Below are 20,246 nucleotides of genomic sequence, written 5' to 3' on the forward strand. Positions count from 1 at the left end.
TCAGGCCACGGGGTGCGGTGTGACGCGGGACCGGGCCGCCATCAGGTGGTCGATGAGTGCCAGCAGCACATCGCGGCCCGCCGCCCGGTCGCGGGCGTCACAGAGCACGAGCGGCACTTGCGGATCGAGATCGAGCGCCCTGCGGATCTCCTCCTGCGTCCGGTCCCTGACGCCATGGAAGCAGTTGACGCCGACGACGAAGGGGATGCCGCGGCTCTCGAAGAAGTCGATCGACGCGAAGCTCACATCCAGCCGGCGGGTGTCGACCAGGACGACCGCGCCCATCGCTCCTTGGACAAGGTCGTTCCACATGAACCAGAAGCGTTCCTGCCCGGGGGTGCCGAACAGGTAGAGCACGAGTTCGCTGTTGATGGTAATTCGTCCGAAGTCCAGCGCGACGGTGGTGGTGGACTTGCCGCTCAGCCCTTCCAGATCATCGACGCCGACGCTGGCATGGGTCAGGTACTCCTCCGTACGCAGCGGGGCGACCTCGCTCACCGCACCCACCAGGGTGGTCTTCCCGACGCCGAAACCACCGGCGATAAGGATCTTCACTGCCAAGGGAGCAGTGTCCCCGTGGTCAGAGCTTGCGTAATCCATCCCTCACCGCCTCAAGGATTGACATGTCAGGAAAGCCGCCGGCCTGTGCGAAGGCCAACGGTGGCCGGGCCCGCATCTGACCGGCCTCGATCAGATCGCCGATGAGGATCTTGGTCACTGACACCGGGAGGTTCAGTGCGGAGGCGACTTCGGCCACTGCCAGCGGCCGCTTGCACAGGGCGAGGATGCTGCGGTGCTCCGGCTGCATTCTCCTCAGATCGCGTCCGGTTGCCGAAGAGACCTCGGAGATCGCCGTCACCAGAGTGATCAGCGTCAGGTCGTCCCGCTCGGAGGTGGTGCGCCCGCCGGTGATCGTATAGGGGCGGACAAGAGGCTCGTCGGCGTCATCGTCGTCGAAGCCCTCCGTCCAGTGTCTCATTCGTGTCTCCCCGCATCATCGGCCTGCGGCGAACGCGCATCGGTGCCCAGCTTCTGACCGACCTGCTGGATCAGGGTGTCCATCGCGACGGCCATCAGTTCGGCGTCAACCTCCTGGGACGCGACCACGGCCAGATGGGTGCCGCGGCCCGCAGCTGTGACGAACAGCCACAGGTCGGCCATTTCGATGATGACTTGGTGGACCGGTCCGCCGCTGAAGAGCTGTCCGACGCCGCGAGCCAGGCTCTGCTGGCCGGTGGCGATCGCGGCGAGGCGTTCGGCGTCCGAGCGTTCGATGGTCTGGGACCGGCTGATCACCAGGCCGTCGTCGGACAGCACGATGGCGTGCCGGGCGCCCGCGACCTGATCGACCAGACCGTCCAGGAGCCAGTCCAGGTCTCTGTTGGTGGCGGTGGTTCGCTGCGTCATCATCGTTCTTCCGTCGTAGGGGAGCTGGGCTCTGAGGATGCGTTCGGCCGGGACTGCAAGGCGTCGTCACCGGTCCGGCGCCTGCGGGACTGCCTCTGGAACGCGCCGATCGTGGCACTGGATCGGCTGGGCTGATCACGTACGACCCGGGTCTCCTGGTCGGTCCGTTCATCCCTGGCCGCCGGGACCTTGAGCTCGGTGACCAGGTTGGCCTGGCGTACCCGCTGGGGCAGCGGTCGGCGGTTGGACGACGGGGGTGCGTCGCCCCGGTTGCGTGCTCCGCCGGGTGCTGTCAGGTCTGCCAGCGCGCGTCCCCTGGAGCGGGTCGGCAACTGCGCGTCCTCGTGGAGCGGGTGGCTTTCCCGCGCGTGAGGCTGTGGATCGGCGGCATCCTGGGGGACCTCGTCGGGGAGTGCGGCCGGCTCCGGTACCGCTTGGGGGCGGTCGACCACCAGCGGTTCCGGGAGCAGCACGATGACACGGGTGCCACCGAAGGCCGACGACCGCAGTTCCACCTGGAGGCCCAGGCTCGCGGAGAGCCGGGCGACCACGTACAGGCCGAGCCGTACATCGTCGGCGTGTGTCATCACATCGAGCTGCGGCGGCGACTGCATCAGGGCGTTGGCGGCGGCGTACTGCTCGGGTTCCATGCCCAGGCCGCGGTCCTCGATCTCCACGGCGACGCCCCGGCTGACCGGTGCGGCCCGCACCTCGACGGGGGTCAGCGGCTTGGAGAAGGTCGTGGCGTTCTCCATGAGTTCCGCCAGAACGTGGACCAGCGGTCCCACCGCGCGCTCGGCTATCCAGGACTCGCCCTCGACGTCGATCGTGATCCGCCGGTAGTCCTGGACCTCGCCCTGCGCGGCGCGCAGTACATCGAGCAGGTGTACTGGCTTCCGCCAGCGGCGCTGCGGCTGCCCGCCGCCGAGGATCACCAGGTTCTCCTCGTAGCGGCGCAGCCGAGCAGTGAGGTGGTCCAGGTCGAACAGGCCCTCCAGCACCTCCGGGTCCTCGTGCTTGCGTTCCAGTTCGTCCAGTTTCTTCAGCTGAAGGCCGATGAGAATCTGGGTACGGCGCGCGATGCGCTGGAGCATGCGTTGGAAGCCACGGTGCTGTTCGGCCTGCCGCACGGCAGTGAGGACAGCGCTGCGGCTGGCCAGGTTGAGGGCCTGCCCGAGCTCGCCGAGCTCGTCGGGGGTGGGCTCGACCATGTGTACTTCCGCGTCCACGTCGACGTCCTCGCCGCGCTCCAGGCGGGCGACCACCTTGGGCAGCCGCTCCTGGAGCTCCTGGGCATCTTCGCGCAGGTGGAGGATACGCCGGCGAAGAATGGCGGTGAGGCGCCAGCTGGTGAAGAACACCAGGCCCAAGGCGAGCAGGCCCACGGTGCTGACGCTGATGAAGATCGTGAAGAGCATGCCGGTGTGGCTGTAGCCGATCTTGCTGACGTTCTCCAGCCGGAGGCGGAGGAGCTGCATCACCTGCCCGGAGACCGCGTCCACCGAGGAGCGCCACACGGTGCCGGCCTCGGGGAGCGTCACCTGGTTGCTCTCGGAGGTGACCAGCCGCCCTTCCAGGGCGGTCATGGTCTCCCACGCCTTGCTGGCCGTCAGCGTCCGGTACTTGGTCTCGTTGTCCGTGAGACTGGGGACCACCCGGGACTGCAGGAGGTGCTTCCTGGTGCCGATGGCGTCGGTGACGAGGCCGTACTCGTCTCTTGTCAGGCGCCCCGTCTGCCAGCCACGGGCCAGAACGGCGTCCTCGCGGCCGATCATGTCGACGACCCAGAAAAGGTCGACCAGGGTCTGTGCCTTGGTGTTCACCTCACCGTGCTCGGTGTGGCTGAGGACGGTCAACACGCCGAGGTCCGACTCAAGGACGTCGCTGTAGTAGTCGAACGCCTTCTGCGGGTTGGACCAACCGGCGTCCACCGCTCCGCGCTGCTGATCGAGGAGGCCGAGGCTGCGTTCGGTCCGGGCGATGGCGTCGGTGAGCCCTTCCTGTCCGTTGGCGACGTCCAGGGCAACCAGGGGACGGAAGGCGCCCACGGCCTGGTCGGTCACCGCGCGCTGCTTGGCAAGCTTGTCGCGGGAGGCGCCGCGGGGATTTGCCTGTACCTCCGCGGTGAGCCGTCGCTCCTGGTCAAGGCTGAAGAACAGGTTGGCCGCAGGTCTGCCGACCGTATTGGTGGCCAGATCCATCTGGGCCTTCTCCGCCCGCCACTGGGTGGCCAGCTGGTACATGCCCGAAGCCAACAGCGGGGTGAAGGTCATGCTCGGCACGAACACGACAATGAGCAGCACGGTACGCAATGGCAGTCGGCGGACACCGGCCAGTCGCCGCGGCTCGCCGCTGGTTGACCCCGATAACCCGCTCCCGTCGCCCACGGTCCCCGCTCGCCGTCGCCCGAACCTGCCCACTCCAGCCACGCGCGGGACACTCTCCTCACCGATTGGTGCGTCCATGACGACAATCACCCAAGTAGGCGATTGGTGCCCGATAGTAGCCATACAGCAGGTGAGTCGAAAGCCCCCACTCCGACGGCCCACCGGGCGGAGGTCTCGACACGGCTCCAGCCGGGCAGGCGAGACTGGCAGGCATGACAGTCCTGAATCAACCTGACCCCGCTGATCTCATCCGCCGGCTTGCGCATGTCCGCTGGATCGCAGGAGGCACCGGCGCGGGCAAGAGCACCCTCGCCCGGGTCCTGGCCGAACGCCATGACGTGTTCGTATATGACGGCGATCTGGCCGAACGTCGCCATGTCCAGCGGTGCACCCCACAGCAACATCCCTATATGTGCGCACTGCTGCAAACACCCCTGGAACAGAGATGGACGGGCCGCACGCCGGAAGAGATCTTTCAGGGCATGCCCAGTCTGCATGGCGAGACATTCGGATTCGTCATCGAAGACCTGCTCGACCTGCCGACCGACCGGCCGGTGCTGGTCGATGACTTCCGTATCCTGCCTGCGGACCTCGCGCCCTTGCTGACGTGGCCCGAGCAGGCCGTGTTTCTGCTGCCGACCCCCGATTTCCGTCGCCATGCATTGGGAACCAGATTCGCTGACATTGCGCGAGCGCGAGCCAACTGGGGAAACAGCGACCACACCGAGGCGATGGCGAATCGGCTGGCCCGCGACGAACTCTGGGATGGAGAGGTACGACGCCAAGCTCTCAAGGTGGACTTGCCGATCCTGGATGTCGATGGCTCGAAGGACGTCGCCGAGTCGGCCGACGAACTGGCTGCGAGGTTTCTCCTGGCCGGCAACTGACCGTGCACACTCGCCAGGCCTCCTGGAAAAAGGGGGAGACGGGTCCCGGCCGTCCGTGTCAGCATGCTCGATCGTGTTGGAGTACGAGACGAACGACGAGGCATTGGCCGCCATCGCCGGCCTGCACGGGATCACCGCCGAGCAGGTGCGGCCCCTCCCGCAGGGGGTGGCCAACCACGTCTTCCTTCTCGGAGACGACCTGGTCCTGCGCATCCCACGGAGCAAGCAGTTCCTCCCGGACCTGGCCAAGGAGGTCGCAGTAATCCCCGCCGCCCTGCACGCAGGTGTGCGGACGCCGGAAGTCGTCGCCTTCGACGACACCTGTTCGGTGGTGGACGTTCCTTACATGGTGCTCGCCCGAGCGCATGGGGTAGATCTCGCCAGCCTCGACCTTCCTCCCGCCACCGCCGACCGCGTCTTCCACCAGGTGGGGCGGGAACTGGCCCAACTGCACCGGCTGACCCCGGCCACCGCACCTGACCTCCATGCCGTCCCCGTGGAGGACGGCACCGCAGACCCCTGGGCACTCACCGACCACCTTCTCGTGGCCGGCTGGATCGACGCCGAGGCCGCCCGCTGGCTCACCGGCTGGTTCGACCGGCTCTCGGCGCATCTCCCTGCGGATCCGCCCTCGGTCCTGGTGCACGGCGACATCGCTCCGCAGAACCTCCTGGTCTCCCCGGAAACAGGCCGGCTCAACGGGATCGTCGATTGGGGCGATGCCCAATGGGCCGACCCTGCTGTCGACTTCGCCAAGGTGCCCCTGACCGGCATCCCGGCCATGCTCGACGGCTACCGACAGGAAACCGGCGAGGAAAGCTGGGAAGCCCGCGTCTTGTGGTTCCACCTCACCTGGGCACTCGGACGCCTGGCAGACCCCGTCCCGCACCCGGGCGAACGCCACTGGACCGCCCCTCCAGCCGGCCGACTCCTGGGCCTGCTCCGCTTCTTCGCCTCAACCCCACCGGCCCCCTGGGCTGATCTGGCCTGATTTCGCGGTGTCAGTTCTCACCGAGGCAACCGGTGAAACCTGGTCGAGGGTGCCGTGAAACCGACACCGCCGAGAGTGAAGCCATGAGCATCACAGAACTCGGACGTACCGGGGGCGGCCCGGCCCCCGACGGGGGCGCCGATCTGGCCGTACGTGCGGAAGGGCTTGCCAAGACGTTCGGCGAGCACCGCGCCGTCGACGGGATCGACCTGCACGTACGCCCCGGAGAGATCTTCGGCGTCCTCGGCCCGAACGGCGCCGGCAAGACCACCACACTACGGATGCTGGCCACCCTGTTGACGATCGACGCGGGCCGTGCCGAGATCTTCGGGGTCGACGTGGCCGGCAACCCGCACGTGATCCGCCAGCTGGTCGGCGTCACCGGACAGTACGCGTCGGTCGACGAGAACCTGACCGCCCGCGAGAACCTCTGGCTCTTCAGCCGCCTGCAGGGCATCGCCGGGCCGCGTGCCCGGCGCATCGCCGGCGAGCTGCTGGGCCAATTCGGCCTGGAGGAGGCCGCCGACAAACCGATCGCGCAGTTCTCCGGCGGCATGCGCCGGCGTCTCGACCTGGCGGCCAGCCTGATCACCAGGCCACCGCTGATCTTCCTCGACGAACCGACCACCGGTCTCGACCCGCGCACGCGCGGCCAGATGTGGGACACCATCCGCGGTCTGGTCGCCGACGGCTGCACGGTGCTGCTGACCACGCAATATCTGGACGAGGCCGACCAGCTCGCCGACCGCGTCGCCGTCATCGACCACGGCCGCAAAGTCGCCGAGGGCACCCCCGACGAGTTGAAGACCGCGGTCGGCAACTCCACCCTCCAGTTGCTGCTCGCCGAGCCGGACGAGGTGCCCGCCGCCGTGGAGGTCGTGCGGCGTGTCCTCGGCTCCGACCCGGTACTCAGCCCGGAGCAGGGCCGCCTCAACGTGGCCCTCGACCAGGCCGACCTGGCCGCCGACGTACTGATCGCGCTGCGCAACGCCGGGGTGTCGATCTCCTCGGTGAGCGTGGCCAAGCCCAGCCTGGACGAGGTGTTCCTCGCCCTCACCGGCCACGAGACGGACGGGGACGACGAAACCGGTACGGAGGAGAACCGATGAGCACCATGATCGCATCCGCCCGCGAGGCGGTCCGGGCCGCCGACCGCGTGGCGGCCGCCAAGCGGCGCGTCTCCATGGGGGAGACGCTCGGCCAGACCCTGACGATGGCGTGGCGGGCGCTCAAGAAGATGCGTCGCAACCCGGAGCAGTTCTTCGACGTGGCGCTGCAGCCCATCCTGTTCACCGCGATGTTCGCCTTCATCTTCGGCGGCGCCATCACCGGTGACGTGGAGAGCTACCTCCCCCTGATGGTCCCCGGCATCCTCGCCCAGACCGTGTTGACGACGTGCATGGCCACGGGCACGCAACTACGCGAGGACATGGAGAAGGGCGTCTTCGACCGGTTCAAGTCGTTGCCGATCGCCCGGATCGCGCCGCTCGCCGGCCCGATGGTGGCCGACCTGCTGCGCTACACGATCGCGGCTACTCTGACCTTCGGCATGGGCCTGGTGATGGGCTACCGTCCGGGTGGCGGTGCGGGCGGCGTGCTCGCCGCGATCCTGCTGGCGATCTGCACGGGCTGGTCGCTGGCGTGGGTCTTCACGTGGGTCGGCACGATCGCCCGAAGTGCCCAGGCCGTGCAGGGCATCTCTATGATGATCTTGTTCCCGCTGACGTTCCTGTCGAACGCGTTCGTCCCCGTCGAGACCCTGCCCGGCTGGCTGGCCGCGTTCGTCCGGATCAACCCGGTCTCACACCTGGTCACGGCCGCCCGCGACCTTGCCAACAGCGCCCTTGTCAGCGGAGAGGTGGCCTGGACGCTCCTGGCGTGCCTGATCGTCATCGCGATCTTCGCGCCGCTGTCGGTACGCAGCTACAAGCGGCACATGTGAGATCTGCCCGTCACGGCCGGAGACCTGCTCGACGAGACCGCACGCCTCGTCCAGCAGGTCGGGGCCGCGTCGATCGCCGTACTCGGCCCGTACTGCGGCGATCATCCCGGGCGCGGCCCGCTCCGCGTACGGTTCGATCCGCTCGAAGGTCATGCTGGGCATGCTGCTGTTGTACGCGAACCGCTCGGCCAGCACCAGCAACCCGATCGCGTCGCGGGGGGCCATGGCTTCCCGCAGCAGCCCCCAGGCGCCGAGCGCGAAGAGCATCGATCCGCACATCGGGTAGTCGAGGACGGGGTTCTCCACGGCCAGCAGGTCGTAGCCCCGGGCGGTGGAGAACAGCTCCTCGCCGTACGGGACGTCTTCCGGCGGGGCGTGGTAGGCGTACGCCGTCAGGGTGACCGACTCCGCGATGATCGTCCACGGCGTGAACTGCGCGTCCGGCACCCCGGGCAGGCGCAGGTCCCGCGCCCGCTGGACGGCCAGGCGGTATTCCGCGAGCGCGGCGGCCGTCTCGCCGCGGGCGAGGGCGAGCTCGGCCGCGCACAACGAGACGATCGCCTCCCCGCCGAGCACCGCCTCGTTGTCGTTGATCCGGGTGATCTCGGCCAGCTCGGCCTCCGCGGTGCCGAGGTCGCCGTCGGCGAGCGCGGAGATCAGCAGCACCGCGCGGAGCTGGGTCTCGTCCTCGGTGGCGCCGAGCCGGCTCAGCACCGGGATGGCGGTCCGCGCGTGTCCGACCGCCCGCCGGCGGTCGCCGAGCTGCATGACCAGGTGGGCCAGCGAGGCGTGCATGATCGCGGCGAACCATGGCCCGTCGTCCTCGCGGAGCATCGCCAGGGTCCGCTCGGCGGCCTCGATCGACCCGGTCGCGTCTCCCGCGTTCTCCAAGACATGGACGCTCATCTGCGTCGCCGCGAAGGCCACGTCACGGTCGGCGCTCCGGCGCAACTCCACCAGCCGGCGGCGCACGTCGGCGCCGTCGGCCACGTTGCACGCGAGCATCACCGCGGCCATCGCCGCTATGCGGGGATCCGTCCTGTCACTGGTGGGCAGCGTACGGAGGAGGTCGCGCAGCGGATCGTCGTAGCGGTCGGTGAAGGTCATGACGTTCACGAGCATGATCAGCATGGCGGCCCTGGTCACCTCGACGAGGTAAGGCGGCGGCGCCCAGCCGCTGATCACCTGTGTGATCGCGTCCCGGTGAACGAGGATCCGGAAGTGGTCGCCGCGGATCGACCACAGCGCGCCGACGCCGGCCAGCAACTGGACCGTCGTGACGGGATCGGGCTCGGCGAGAGCCTGCCGGAGCAGATCTGCGAGGTTGCTCTCCTCGGCGCGCAACGCGTCGGCCGCCGCGAACTGCTCCGAGCCGACCAGCTGGAGGGCATGTTCGAGGGCGTACGCCGTCGCCCAGGCCCGCTGCGCAGCCCGAGCGGGCGCCTCCTCGCCGGCCTCCTTCAACCGCATCCGCCCGAATTCCCTGACGGTCTCCAGCATCCGGTAGCGGAGGCCGTACGTCGTCTCGCGGACGCTCAGCATCGACTGCTCGGTCAGCGCGTCCACGGCGTGCAGGGCGTCCGGGCCGAGTACGTGCTCGGCCGCGGTCAGCGTGAAACCGTCGCCGAACAGCGACAACCACCGCAACGCCTGCCGTTCCGGCTCGTCCAGGAGATTCCACGACCAGTCGATGACCGCGAGCAGCGTCTGGTGCCGGTCGGGGGCCGTACGGTTCCCGCCGCGCAGCAGGGCGAACCGGTCCGCCAGGCGTCGCGCGATCTCCTCCACCGACATCACCCGTACCTTGGCCGCGGCCAGCTCGATCGCGAGCGGCAGCCCGTCGAGGCGGGCGACGATCTCCTCGACCGCTCCCTCGTCGATCCGCACACCCGGGCGGGCGGCCGTGGCGCGCTGGCGGAACAACTCCACCGCGTCGTCTGTGGGCAGCTCGCCGAGCAGGTAGACGCGTTCGGCGGGGATCGACAAGGGGGCGCGCGAGGTGATGAGCACCCGCAGGTCACGGGTCGTCACGGTCAGGAACGCCACCAGATCGGCGACGGCCTCGATCACCTGCTCGCAGTTGTCCAGGATCAGCAGTGCCGGAGCCTGGTCGAGATGCTGGGCGATCCGGGCGCGAACATCGGAGCGCTGCTCGGCGGTCAGGGCACGACGCCCGCTGACCGAGTCCCGAACTCCGAGCGCCGAGCCCACCTCGCCCACCACGCCCTCCGGCGAGGACACTCCGACGAGCTCAATGAAGTGAGCGACGGGCTGCGCGGCGTTCCTGCCGATGACATGGGCCAGCCGCGTCTTGCCCAGCCCACCAGGGCCGATGATGGAGACCACCCGGTGGGTCTGCAACAGGGCGTGCACCGCACGGATGTCGCCGTCGCGGCCGAGCAGCGAGGAACCGTCGAACAGGATGCCCGCACGCACCGGCCGATCCGCGACGAGGAGTTCGGCGTACACGCGGGCGAGCCCAGGCCCTGGTCCGGTGCCGAGCCGCGCGGCCAGGCGCGCGCGATACCGCTCGTAGCGCTCCAGAGCGGCGGCGGCACCTCGTACGGCGGCCTCGCTGCGCAGCAGGCACGCGAGCAGTTCCTCGTCGTGCGGCCGATCGGCCACGGCCTCCTCCAGCAGCGGCAGCGCGCCCTCGTGAGCGCCGCTCCGGCCCCGCGCGATCGCCGCCACGCGTCGCGCCTCGGCCACCCACCCTGCGGCGACGCCCCTCAGCTCAGCGAGTGCGCCCGTGGCACCATCCAAATCGCCGGCCACCAGCCCCATGGCCTCTTCGGCGCGGCGACGCGCGAGCACCATGTCGTCCTCGCCCAGTGCGGCCCGCGCCTGCTCCACCAGCTCGCCGAGCAGCAGCGCGTCCACCTGGCCGGCGGACAGCCCGAGCCGGTAACCACGCGGGATCCGTACCGCGACGTCGGCGCACGTCGCCGCCCTGGTCCGCGAGACGACCACCTGCAGCGCCTTCGTCGGATTGGCCGGCGCTCCGTCGGGCCACAACTCCTCGACCAGGCGCTCGTCACTGACCCCTGCACGCCCGTGCATGGCGAGCACGGCCAGCAGGGTCTGCGCGCGATCGCCGACCACGCGCACACCCCGCCAGTGGACGCCGTCGAGCAGGACCAGTGCGGGGGACACACCCTCAGCTTACGGACGAGTCACATGGCAGGAGCGTGACTGCGACGAGTATCTCGACGAGTGGATCGAGGCTCAGGCGCGCTGTCGCATGCCCGGCCGCACGATCTCGGGCACACCCTCACGACCATGCTCCTCTTGCCGGGCGCTGCTGGTGCGGCTGCTGACGGCAATTTCGAGGAGGCCGCGGCCGGGCGCAAGGAGAAGCGACCGCAGTTCCGCGACTGACGGCGTACGACGATCTGGCGGCCCAGCCCGTGCATCGGCAATGCTGTGACGCGTGGAGTACGTGTCCAGAGTGCCGCGACCGCCGCTGGACGGGTTGATCGACGACCTCTACTACCTGGAGGGCGCGCCGCCGTACCCCCGGCTGACGCTGCCGCCGATGCCGTCGGCGGTGCTCATCCTCAACCTCGGGGCGCCATTCCGCATCCGCGCCGGCACCGACATCGAGACGGCCGAGTACGCCGACGGCTGCGTGGTCACCACATCCACCCGCGCCTTCGAGTTCGGCTACCCGCCGGAGACCCGGTCAGTCGGCGTGCACTTCAAGCCGTGGGGGCTGGCGCCGTTCCTGCCGATGCCTGCGGCCGAGCTGTGCGACCGGCCGGTGACGGTGGAGCAGGTCTGGAGCCGCCCCACCATTGCTGAGCTGCGGGACCGGCTGGCCACGGCGGCCGGGCCGCACGAGATGCTGACGCTGCTCGAGAACGAGCTGATGCGACGGCTCTGCGGGACCGCCGGCCTGGGGCTGGTCCGCCACACCAGCAGCGTCATCGCAGCGGCCAACGGTGCGGTGGCGATCGGCGACCTGAGTGTGGCGGCGGGCGTCAGCAGCACCCATCTGGCACAGCGGTTCAAGGAGCTCATCGGCGTCACGCCGAAGCGGCTCGCCCGCACCTACCGCTTCGCCGCCACAGTGCTCGCGATCGACCCCGCCGGACCGGTCGACTGGGCCGACCTCGCCGGTCGCGCCGGCTACTTCGACCAGGCCCACTTCGGCCACGAGTTCCGGACGTTCACGGGGCTTACGCCGACCCGGTACGTCGACGTCCGGCGGCGGTTCCTGCGCGAACATCCCGGCCATGCGCTCGACGTCGGGCCGCTGCCGGCCGATTGATTTCTTACAAGAGCCGGCAACTTCCGACACACCAGAATGGGCACTTCTTAAGCAAAGGGAGAGCCTCATGGGCAAGGTGGTCATGTACAGCACGGTGTCGGTGGACGGCTTCGTCGCGGACGAGAACGATCAGGTCGGACCGCTGTTCGACTGGATGTCCAGCGGTGACGTCCCCTTGGACGAGACCGGGGAGGCGAAGGTGTCCCAGGCGTCCTACGACTACACCCGGGCGTACTGGGACCAGATCGGAGTGACGATCGTCGGCCGCCGCGTCTTCGACATGACGGACGGCTGGGGCGGCACGCCACCGGGTGGGATCGACCACATGGTCGTCGTGTCCCACCGGCCGATGCCCGAAGGCTGGCACCCCGAGGCGCCGTTCCACTTCATTGACGGCATAGAGGCCGCCATGGCCAAGGCACAGGAGCTTGCGGGCGACCGCACGGTCGAGGTCGCCGCCGGCGACGTCGGCGGCCAGATGCTGGCCGCAGGGCTCGTCGACGAGGTCGCCATGGACGTCGCGCCCGTGGTGTTCGGGTCTGGCAAGCGCTACTTCGGGTCGGTCGACGCACAGCACCTGTTGGAGGATCCTGACGTGGTGATCCAGGGCAACCGGGTGCTCCACCTGCGCTATCGGGTGCGCCGATGACCGACTGAGAGCGTACGAGAAGAAGCTCGCACCGCACTGCCGGCGGGCTGACGATCGCGACCGAACTTCCGACAGCGGTCTCGATCACGCCGATGCGCTGAGGGGCCAGCGATCTTCCGCCTCGGTGGCGGCGGCGTTGTCGTGCGCGCAGCCGACTCGGCCATCGACTGCATCACGCCCATGGTTGACGGCCTCCGCAGCGTTCGGGTCTTTCGCGGGTCAAGCCTGGAGGAGACTGTGAGGGCCGAGCCGACCTCCAGGAGGCTGCACATGCGGAGGAACCGCGTGAGCGAACACGACTGCGTGCGTCCCCCGTCCGAAACCGCTACGACGTGGAGCTGCCCTGACTGCGGCATGGTCTGGGAAGCGCTCCCGCAACAGCCGCTCACCCACGTCGAATCCCAGCCGGCCAAGACCAGGCTGGACAAGAATGCGGTGGCCCTCATCATGGTTGTGGCTGCCGTACCGCTGGCGTCCTACGCCCAAGAACCCGCCCTCATCGCCGCGATCTGCGCTGTCGGGCTGGTCGGCGTCGTCTGGTGGTTCTGGTTGACCTTCCGGAAGTGATGCGTGGCCCTCTTGCGGCGAAACGGGATCTATCCGGTTGGCTCGATCATCCAGGAACACGCCAGACGGCATGAGCGCCTGGACCGCGAACCAAGTAGCTCAGCGCAGCGTCCTACCTACCGTTCGTGCTCGCGAGCTCTTGGAGGAACGCTCCAATGCCCAGAACCACAACCACCTCACGCGGCCAAGCCCGGGGATGCGCCGGCCTCGTTGTAGGTTTCCTCCTCATCGCGGGCGGCTGCAACGCCATCTTCGGCAGCGACGACACCGTCGCGCCTCCCGTTGCCCATACCCCGGCCCCGATCCCGTCGTACACACCGTGGACGCCAGAGGCGTCGACACCGAAACCAGCCGCCGACCTTGACGACGACGGTGCAACAGACGTCCACGACAACGACGATGACGACGGGGCGAACCTCCTCCGCGACATCGATGACCACGATCCCGGCAAAGGCGGGCGACCCAAGCCGAAGAAGGCCCGTGAGCCACGTCCTCGACCCGAACCGGAACCTGTCCAGGTCGGCAACGTGCGCCCGGGCGGCTTCTGCGGCACGCCCGGTGCGGTCGGCACCTCCCGAGGCCGCACCTACGTGTGCCGCGGCGGGCACTGGCGTCGCTAGGACATCTCAAGAAACGGAACCATGGGGTTGCCACCAGGACTTTGAGCTGCTGACGCGCGAACCGACGATCCATGTTCATGGCAACGGCGAGCGCGCCGTCCGCTTGGAAGTCGGAGAGCCCATCAGCCGTTGTTCGGTGCTGCTGCCGTTAACGTTGCCGTCAGTCCTGAGCTCTACGATCTGTTCATGAGCGACTTGGGCCCGACAGGCGTAGAGCTGACGACCGAACGGCTGGTGCTGCGGCCCCCGACCGAAGCCGATGTTGATGCGATCTTCGCGATTCACAAGGACCCCCAAACCAGCCTGCACAATCCATCCGATGCGCTAACCCAGCTTGACGAGGCAGAACAGCTCTATCAACGCTGGAACCACCAATGGCAGAGCTGTGGATACGGGTACTGGGTCGTCCAACGCCACGGCAGTGCCCAGCAACTGGGCTTCTGCGGAATCAAGCCCATGGAACTGCACGACATGAAGGTCCTCAACCTCTTCTACCGCTTCGCCGTCTCAGCATGGGGCCGCGGCTACGCCAGTGAGGCCGCGACTGCGGTCACCACCTGGGCGTCCAAAGCCGTCCCCGACCTTCCGCTGATCGCCCGCGTCAGGCCGGCCAACGTCGCCTCCCAACGCGTGGCGGTCCATGCCGGCCTGTCTCGGGCCGAACACCTCGACGAAAATGGAGAGGACGGCCTCGATTGGATCTACGCGGCGAACCTGCCGGGCCTAGCAGATCAGCCGCGAAACCCGGTGGGCCAGGGCTGAGGAACGAAGCCACGGACCGTCGATCGCCCCGAACACGTATGGCGACCGGCCATGCAGGGGCGATCGTAGGACTCGGGCACTGGCACCCGCACGAGCTTCGCCACTCCGGCGCGTCGCTGATGCTCGCGCAGGGCACACCTCTGCACGTCGTTTCTGAAGTCCTCGGCCACGCCAGCGTCGCGATCACGAAGGATGTCTACGGTCACCTTCTGGAGGACGACAAGCGCGCGGCGACTGAGGCGATTTTCGGCGCTCTCCTGGGAGAACTCCGCCCGGTGGCTCCCAAAGAGGCCGAAGAGACCGGATGATCTCTGTAACGACAAAGGCCCGTCCCAGTGTTTCGCCTGGTGACGGGCCTTTCTGCTGTGCGCGGCCGAAGGTACTCGAAACCCCAACCTTCTGATCCGTAGGGAACGGCAGGTGCCGCGTTCGCACGCTGGTGCCCTGCTGAGGCGGTGGATATGGGTCGATGCGATGAGATTGCGTGAGGCGGTGTTGCTGTACGCGCTGCTGTACAGCACTCTGCCGATGCGCCTCAGCGCTGTTGCCCCCAGCACGCGCAGGAGAAGAGCCGCGCTGGCCTTCCCACGTTCTCAGCTGGCAACGGACGGATGTTGGGCTGTCGCAAGGTCGTCGGCGAGGTCCTCTACGGAAAGGTCAGCGTTCAGCACGGTAACCACCGCCTGCGTAAGCGGACGGAGGACGTAGACGTGTCGCACCGCATCGAGATCCACAGGTACCTCGTAGTAGTCTTCCGCGAACCGCCGGAACGCCTCCGGAGACGGATCGAAGAGCCGGGCGAACAGATATGCCGCTCCATCGGGATCGCTCACGTCGTCCGGGTAGTCGATCTCACCCACCCGCCAGCAGTCATCACCGGCCTCCCGCCACAGGCAAGCGGTCACGACCGGCCACCGAGGAGACTGAATGTGGGTACCTTTCGCCGGCCTGGTGGCTGCTGGCGGCTTCTGGTCCACGAGTGGCTGGGCAAGCGGTCCAGCACCGACGGGACCGCCCACGACGTGTCCAGCCGTGATGGACGTCTGTCGCTTTCGACGATGACCGTGTAGCTGCCTTCGCCGGGCGCGTAGAAGACGTCCCCGATCCAGGCCACGGTGTAGGTGTACCGACCAGGCACCGTCGGCGTGTCGGTGAAGCCGAAACGAGCCGTGAGCGGATGGCGCCAGCGGCGGCAGCGACGTGCTGGTCGTGACGCCGTCACGATCGGTGATGGCCCTTTGCACCGTGAAGGACGTCCAGTCATCGAAGTCGGGGATATGCGGCGTGACTCCGGCTATCACGGTCCCGCTGACCTGCAACTCCTGGGCCGGCGTGCCGGAATGCGCTGCCAAGCTGGGGATCGTCGCCCCGTCGCCGCCGCGCTTCTCCCGGCGTGACGGAGGAGACTGTGAAGGGCAGACCGACCTACTGACGGAGGACGCTGTGACCAGGGTGTGGATGACCGAAGCAGGAGACCGCTACCACGCGTCCCGAGACTGCCTTGGGCTCCAGGCCGGGCAGCAAGGCGGCGAGGCCCAGGGCTACAAACTGCGCGAGATCGTCGAGATGGACCTCAATGCCGCCAGCGCGGCAGGTAAGACCGCGTGCGGCACATGCGGAGGGACAACCGTGACCCTGAAACGCTAGGCCGGCGAGTGGACCTACGCCCCTGAGGCGGGAGCCGCCTACGTCTACCTGAATGGCCCGGGCGGAGGAGGCGAAGCCGCCCTCACGCACGAGCTGGACGCCGTGGTCAACCTCGACTACGACACCGCCGGCCGTGTCGTCGGCATCGAGATCCTCGCGAAGTGGCAGAACGGCGGCCAACTACGGGACGTGTCCAGTGGCGGACATGGCGAAGTAGAGACTTCCATCCACTAGATCACGATAGCGGGGCACAGCTATGGTGCGAACACAAGTTCCATAACTGCGAACCCGGGAGCCCCCCTGTGCCCTTCCCCTCACGGCTAGCACGATCCTTGCGCGGACTGGCCACCTTAGGCACTACTCTCACCCTGGCCATCGGCATCACGCTCTCCCAGGCGACCACCGCCACAGCGGCCGACTCGCTGACCGACTTAGGCGGCGACATCCCCTACGGATGGGGGGACACCGCTGTCGCAGCCGGCAAGGTGTTCATCGGCATGGAAGACCGGATCGTCGTCACAGACACTCAAGGCGCCGTCACCGCAACCATGACCGGCGTGTCTGACGTGACCTCGCTCGTCGCCGCACCCGACGGCAGCCGCGTGTACGCGGCTCTCCGCTACGAGCACCAGGTCGTCGAAATCAGCCCCGCCGACCTGTCCATCGTCCGCCGGTTCGACCTGTCCGCATACGCGTGCCCGTCGCGCCTGGCACTGTCCGGGCAATGGCTGTGGGTCTCCTACAGTTGCGCGCACTACCCGACAGACGGCGTCATCAGCTTGGATCTCGCGGCATCAACGCCTCAGCCTGTCCGCCTGCCGCTCGACATCTTCGAAGATGTCGAGCTGTCCGCGGCAGGGAACACGCTCCTCGTGAGGAACGACAAGCTCCTGCGGGTCTACGACATTCAGGGCGGCGTCGGCACCCTGCGCGGCACCATCGACGCAGACGATTACAACGTCTACACGTGGCTGGACGCCGTTGTCACCCCGGACGGGTCGACGGCTATCGTCTCCCCCGGATACTCCGGCAATGATTTCGACGCCTGGGACTTGACGACCCTGACGCGGATCCGCTCCTACGGCACAGGGAGTCACCAGCTGTCCGTGGCCGTCAGCCCAGACGGCACGCGCGTCGCTGCCTCCGCCAGTGCCGGCCAGTACCAGACCCCGCTGCTTGTGGTGTTCGACTTCAACACGGGCGTAAAAATGGAGACCGTCGCGCAGCCGTCCGCCCTTCAACTGCTTCCGCCCAGCCTTTCCTTCTCCGGTACGGAACTGTTCGCCGTCGCCGAGGGGTATCCTAACGTCCGCCACTACTACCTGTGGCGACTGCACGGCGCCACGCTCCCGCCGTGCAAGATGACCTTGACAGGGCCGGACACGTCAGGGCGATTCAAGAAGACCACTTTCACCGGCCAGCTCACCCGGCCGGACGGCACCACGCCTGGCGCGCAGACGGTCACGGTCAGCCGCCGCTCGTGGGGCGAAAACAACTTCGAGCCGCTGCCGGACGTCACCACGAACGCTGACGGCACCTTCACCTTCACCAACGTCCCCGGGGTCGAGACACAGTGGACCTACAAGGTCTACTACGACAACACCGCAGACAGCCGAAGCTGCAGCGCGTCCAAGGTGGTGGAAGTCTCCGGGTGGTGAACAATAGCTCTCGGTTAGCCTGAGACGCGAAAAGCGGCTCTCCGCCCCAACGGAGAGCCGCTTCGACCCCACCACCCTCACCAGGACCCACGCGCATCAGGTCTCCCGCAAGCGTACTGCTCACAGGGGGACAAAGTGGCTCTGTGGACTGCCCAGTCAGCGTCTGCGACCGAACCATGCCCGGCTCTGCCCGCATCTGCGGAACCTGCGATAGCGAACTCTCACGCGAACTCCGCAGCATTCCGGACCTGTTCGAGGACCTGAACCTGGCCATCTCCCGCCAATCCCGCATGGGTGCCGGCGCGGTCGGCGCATCCAACCCCTCGATGATCTGGACGCACTACCTGTGCGCGAGCACGCCCGCCGGCTGATCGCCGCCTGCATGCGCCTGGGCAGCCACCCCGGCCTGGCGGACCTCCGGCTCACCCACTGGGCTCACATGCTCGGCTTCCGCGGCCACTTCTCCACCAAGAGCCGCCACCGGACGACTCCCGCTCTTTGACGAGGACACAGTTCTGGTCATCGCCCACTGGCAGTACGCCGGACATGGGCTATCCGCCGGTGATCAGCTTCTCGCCGCTGCTCTGACAGGAACGCCGTTGGCCATGGCCCTGCACACGGCAGCGAGTCGCCCATGACCCGACTCCTCCTCACCGTGCCGGAAGCCGCAGAAGCCCTGGCCATCTCCCGCAGCAAGCTCTACCAACTGCTCGCCACCGGCGCTGTCGACTCCATCCGCATTGACGGCTCCCGCCGCATCCCCGTCTCCGCCCTCACCGACTACATCACCCACCTGACCAGGAAGGAGATCGCCGTATGACCAAGACACTCGTCGGCACCCCGGACGAGCAACCGCGCAAGAAGAAGACACCCAAACTGCGCGACGGCGTCATGAAGCGCGGCACCACCTGGTCATACGTGATCAGAGTCCGCGACCCCGAAACGGGGGAGAGCAAGCCTCGATGGGTGGGCGGCTTCGTCACCGAGGACGACGCCAAGGCCGCCCGCGATGAAGCACGGGTCAAGGCCCGCCGCGGTGAGTACGTCGACCGCAACACCATCACGGTCCGCGAGTATCTCGACGAGTGGATCGAGGCTCACGCGGTCGAGATCAAGCCCAAGACGCTCGCCGACTACCGGCACATGATCAACCGGTACATCAAGCCCAACATCGGCACCCTGCGACTGCAGGCCGTTCGGGCGTCCACGATCACGAAGCTGTACCGGGACCTCATGGCCGGCGGCGGCAAGAATGGACGACCCCTGTCCTCTCGCACGGTCGACTACGTCCACGCCATCCTCCGGAAGGCTTTCCGCGACGCGGTGAACGTCGACGAGTTGCTCTCGTCCAGCCCGGTCGAGAAGGCAAAGCGTCCCCGCCGAGAGATCAGGGAACCGGGCACCGTCTGGACCACGGAACAGCTCAAGGCGTTCCTCCGGTACTCCCGCGATCATCGTCTCTGGTCCATCTTCCACCTGGCGGCCTACACCGGCGCACGTCGTGGCGAGCTCCTCCACCTCCGGTGGTCGGACGCGGACCTCGACGCCAAGCAGTTCGTCATCAGAGGCTCGGCGTCCTTCATCGACGGCGCGCGCATTGAGGGGACCACCAAGAGCGGCAGGAAACGCATCGTCAGCCTCGACGACGGCACCATCGCCGTCCTGCGCAACCAGCACAAGATGCAGGCCGCCGACAAGCTCAAGGTCGGCCCGGAGTGGCGAGGTGGTGGCGACTACGTGTTCACGACCGGCTGGGGTGAGCCCGTCCACCCGGACACGCTCAGCTCGCTGTTCCCGATCCTGATCAAGCGCCACAACGAGGCATACCCGGACCACCCGCTACCGCATGCCCGGCTGCACGATCTCCGGCACATCCACGCGACCACGCTTCTCCTGGCGGGTGTGCCCGTCCACGTCGTCGGGGCCCGTCTCGGGCATGCAGACCCTTCGATCACGCTCCGCGTGTACGCCCACGTGATCCGTGCGGCGGAGGCGTCGGCGGCGGATGTCTTCGCCCAGGCGATGGGGGAGTAGCGGCCCTGCTGTTAGCGAAGATGTAAGCAAGATCCCGAGATTGTCCTGACAAGCACGAAGGCCCGCTCCAGGTTTTCCCTGGTGGCGGGCCTTTCTGCTGTGCGCGGCCGGAGGTACTCGAAACCCCAACCTTCTGATCCGTAGTCAGATGCTCTATCCATTGAGCTACGGCCGCTCGCTGCGTAAGCAAGCATAGCGGGTTCTGGCGAGTGCCTCGAACCAGATATCCCAAGTCCACCCCTTGCCCGCGTGGCCGAAGGGCTGGGGATCGGCGGTCAGGGGCGTCCTGAGCAGGCCGGATGTGGAGCCGGCGGAGGGTCTGGGTGCTGGTGTGTGGGAGTGCGCAGGGGCGTGGCGGTCCGGATTCGGCGGGCTGTGGATACATCGAAGGGTGTATCCACAGGCGGGTCCCTCGCAGGAGGGAA

At 67.8% G+C, this 20,246-nt stretch carries 21 protein-coding genes, 1 tRNA gene and 2 pseudogenes; 17 read left to right on the plus strand and 7 right to left on the minus strand.

Annotated elements, in window-relative coordinates; translation table 11 throughout:
* From AB0J64_RS27350 to AB0J64_RS27365, 4 genes are read right to left on the minus strand one after another with little or no spacing between them, the layout of a single operon-like run.
* Window positions 1-600, minus strand: coding sequence for an ATP/GTP-binding protein (locus AB0J64_RS27350; RefSeq protein ID WP_344999313.1), 600 nt, complete (start codon window positions 598-600; stop codon window positions 1-3).
* A complete protein-coding gene (locus AB0J64_RS27355; protein ID WP_364032466.1) occupies window positions 581-979 on the minus strand; it encodes a DUF742 domain-containing protein in 399 nt (132 codons plus the stop codon). Before AB0J64_RS27355 ends, AB0J64_RS27350 begins: the two co-directional genes overlap by 20 nt.
* Window positions 976-1,407 carry a roadblock/LC7 domain-containing protein gene (locus AB0J64_RS27360; RefSeq protein ID WP_364032674.1) on the minus strand — a complete coding sequence of 144 codons (432 nt, stop codon included), beginning with the start codon at window positions 1,405-1,407 and terminating at the stop codon, window positions 976-978. Before AB0J64_RS27360 ends, AB0J64_RS27355 begins: the two co-directional genes overlap by 4 nt.
* Window positions 1,407-3,710, minus strand: coding sequence for a nitrate- and nitrite sensing domain-containing protein (locus tag AB0J64_RS27365; RefSeq protein WP_364032468.1), 2,304 nt, complete (start codon window positions 3,708-3,710; stop codon window positions 1,407-1,409). Before AB0J64_RS27365 ends, AB0J64_RS27360 begins: the two co-directional genes overlap by 1 nt.
* Window positions 3,711-4,006: 296 nt before the next feature.
* On the opposite strand from AB0J64_RS27365, the gene AB0J64_RS27370 reads away from it, so the two are divergent.
* From AB0J64_RS27370 to AB0J64_RS27385, 4 genes are all read left to right on the plus strand, one after another.
* Window positions 4,007-4,681, plus strand: coding sequence for a hypothetical protein (locus AB0J64_RS27370; RefSeq protein WP_364032470.1), 675 nt, complete (start codon window positions 4,007-4,009; stop codon window positions 4,679-4,681).
* A gap of 73 nt (window positions 4,682-4,754) precedes the next feature.
* Window positions 4,755-5,672, plus strand: a complete 918-nt coding sequence (locus tag AB0J64_RS27375; RefSeq protein ID WP_364032472.1) for a phosphotransferase — start codon at window positions 4,755-4,757, stop codon at window positions 5,670-5,672.
* Between the two features lie 83 nt (window positions 5,673-5,755).
* Complete coding sequence (locus AB0J64_RS27380) at window positions 5,756-6,781, plus strand: ATP-binding cassette domain-containing protein (RefSeq protein WP_364032474.1); 1,026 nt, start codon at window positions 5,756-5,758, stop codon at window positions 6,779-6,781.
* Window positions 6,778-7,614 carry an ABC transporter permease gene (locus AB0J64_RS27385; RefSeq protein ID WP_364032476.1) on the plus strand — a complete coding sequence of 279 codons (837 nt, stop codon included), beginning with the start codon at window positions 6,778-6,780 and terminating at the stop codon, window positions 7,612-7,614. The genes AB0J64_RS27380 and AB0J64_RS27385 overlap by 4 nt, the downstream gene beginning before the upstream one ends.
* A gap of 1,689 nt (window positions 7,615-9,303) precedes the next feature.
* Here the strand turns inward: AB0J64_RS27385 and AB0J64_RS27390 are convergent.
* Window positions 9,304-10,674 (minus strand): annotated as a pseudogene (locus tag AB0J64_RS27390) (BTAD domain-containing putative transcriptional regulator); the annotation flags it as partial.
* A 370-nt stretch (window positions 10,675-11,044) separates the two neighbouring features.
* Here AB0J64_RS27390 and AB0J64_RS27395 point away from each other — a divergent pair.
* The 6 genes from AB0J64_RS27395 to AB0J64_RS27420 all read left to right on the plus strand — a co-directional run bounded on the left by AB0J64_RS27395 (window position 11,045) and on the right by AB0J64_RS27420 (window position 14,790).
* Window positions 11,045-11,884 (plus strand): helix-turn-helix domain-containing protein, encoded by an 840-nt coding sequence (locus AB0J64_RS27395; RefSeq protein WP_364032478.1) that lies wholly within the window; start codon window positions 11,045-11,047, stop codon window positions 11,882-11,884.
* A gap of 67 nt (window positions 11,885-11,951) precedes the next feature.
* Entirely contained in the window at window positions 11,952-12,533 is a 582-nt protein-coding gene (locus tag AB0J64_RS27400) for a dihydrofolate reductase family protein (protein ID WP_364032480.1), read from the plus strand.
* A 285-nt stretch (window positions 12,534-12,818) separates the two neighbouring features.
* Window positions 12,819-13,100, plus strand: a complete 282-nt coding sequence (locus AB0J64_RS27405) for a hypothetical protein (RefSeq protein ID WP_364032482.1) — start codon at window positions 12,819-12,821, stop codon at window positions 13,098-13,100.
* Window positions 13,101-13,255: 155 nt separating this feature from the next.
* Window positions 13,256-13,720 carry a hypothetical protein gene (locus AB0J64_RS27410; RefSeq protein WP_364032485.1) on the plus strand — a complete coding sequence of 155 codons (465 nt, stop codon included), beginning with the start codon at window positions 13,256-13,258 and terminating at the stop codon, window positions 13,718-13,720.
* A 186-nt stretch (window positions 13,721-13,906) separates the two neighbouring features.
* Window positions 13,907-14,482 carry a GNAT family N-acetyltransferase gene (locus AB0J64_RS27415; RefSeq protein ID WP_364032488.1) on the plus strand — a complete coding sequence of 192 codons (576 nt, stop codon included), beginning with the start codon at window positions 13,907-13,909 and terminating at the stop codon, window positions 14,480-14,482.
* On the plus strand, window positions 14,416-14,790 hold the full coding sequence (locus AB0J64_RS27420) for a tyrosine-type recombinase/integrase (RefSeq protein ID WP_364032491.1): 375 nt from the start codon (window positions 14,416-14,418) through the stop codon (window positions 14,788-14,790). Before AB0J64_RS27415 ends, AB0J64_RS27420 begins: the two co-directional genes overlap by 67 nt.
* A gap of 285 nt (window positions 14,791-15,075) precedes the next feature.
* Here AB0J64_RS27420 and AB0J64_RS27425 read toward each other — a convergent pair whose 3' ends face one another.
* The gene (locus AB0J64_RS27425) at window positions 15,076-15,342 is read right to left on the minus strand and encodes a hypothetical protein (RefSeq protein WP_364032494.1); all 267 of its coding nucleotides are present in this window, start codon (window positions 15,340-15,342) and stop codon (window positions 15,076-15,078) included.
* 340 nt (window positions 15,343-15,682) lie between these two features.
* Here AB0J64_RS27425 and AB0J64_RS27430 point away from each other — a divergent pair, with 340 nt between their 5' ends.
* The 7 genes and pseudogenes from AB0J64_RS27430 to AB0J64_RS27460 all read left to right on the plus strand — a co-directional run bounded on the left by AB0J64_RS27430 (window position 15,683) and on the right by AB0J64_RS27460 (window position 19,821).
* Entirely contained in the window at window positions 15,683-16,129 is a 447-nt protein-coding gene (locus AB0J64_RS27430; protein WP_364032497.1) for a hypothetical protein, read from the plus strand.
* Window positions 16,130-16,153: 24 nt separating this feature from the next.
* Window positions 16,154-16,363: pseudogene (locus AB0J64_RS27435) on the plus strand (DUF2283 domain-containing protein); the annotation flags it as partial.
* 98 nt (window positions 16,364-16,461) lie between these two features.
* A complete protein-coding gene (locus AB0J64_RS27440; protein WP_364032499.1) occupies window positions 16,462-17,787 on the plus strand; it encodes a WD40 repeat domain-containing protein in 1,326 nt (441 codons plus the stop codon).
* Window positions 17,788-17,963: 176 nt separating this feature from the next.
* Window positions 17,964-18,158 (plus strand): hypothetical protein, encoded by a 195-nt coding sequence (locus AB0J64_RS27445; protein WP_364032502.1) that lies wholly within the window; start codon window positions 17,964-17,966, stop codon window positions 18,156-18,158.
* On the plus strand, window positions 18,134-18,289 hold the full coding sequence (locus tag AB0J64_RS27450) for a replication initiator (RefSeq protein ID WP_364032505.1): 156 nt from the start codon (window positions 18,134-18,136) through the stop codon (window positions 18,287-18,289). The genes AB0J64_RS27445 and AB0J64_RS27450 overlap by 25 nt, the downstream gene beginning before the upstream one ends.
* Before the next feature lie 132 nt (window positions 18,290-18,421).
* Window positions 18,422-18,607 carry a helix-turn-helix domain-containing protein gene (locus AB0J64_RS27455; RefSeq protein WP_237101692.1) on the plus strand — a complete coding sequence of 62 codons (186 nt, stop codon included), beginning with the start codon at window positions 18,422-18,424 and terminating at the stop codon, window positions 18,605-18,607.
* Window positions 18,604-19,821, plus strand: a complete 1,218-nt coding sequence (locus AB0J64_RS27460; RefSeq protein ID WP_364032508.1) for a site-specific integrase — start codon at window positions 18,604-18,606, stop codon at window positions 19,819-19,821. Before AB0J64_RS27455 ends, AB0J64_RS27460 begins: the two co-directional genes overlap by 4 nt.
* 102 nt (window positions 19,822-19,923) lie before the next feature.
* Here AB0J64_RS27460 and AB0J64_RS27465 read toward each other — a convergent pair.
* Window positions 19,924-19,996: transfer RNA gene (locus AB0J64_RS27465), tRNA-Arg, on the minus strand.
* Between the last annotated feature and the right edge of the window lie 250 nt (window positions 19,997-20,246).

This window comes from Nonomuraea sp. NPDC049695, from assembly GCF_040674955.1.
GTDB classification, from domain to species: domain Bacteria; phylum Actinomycetota; class Actinomycetes; order Streptosporangiales; family Streptosporangiaceae; genus Nonomuraea; species Nonomuraea helvata.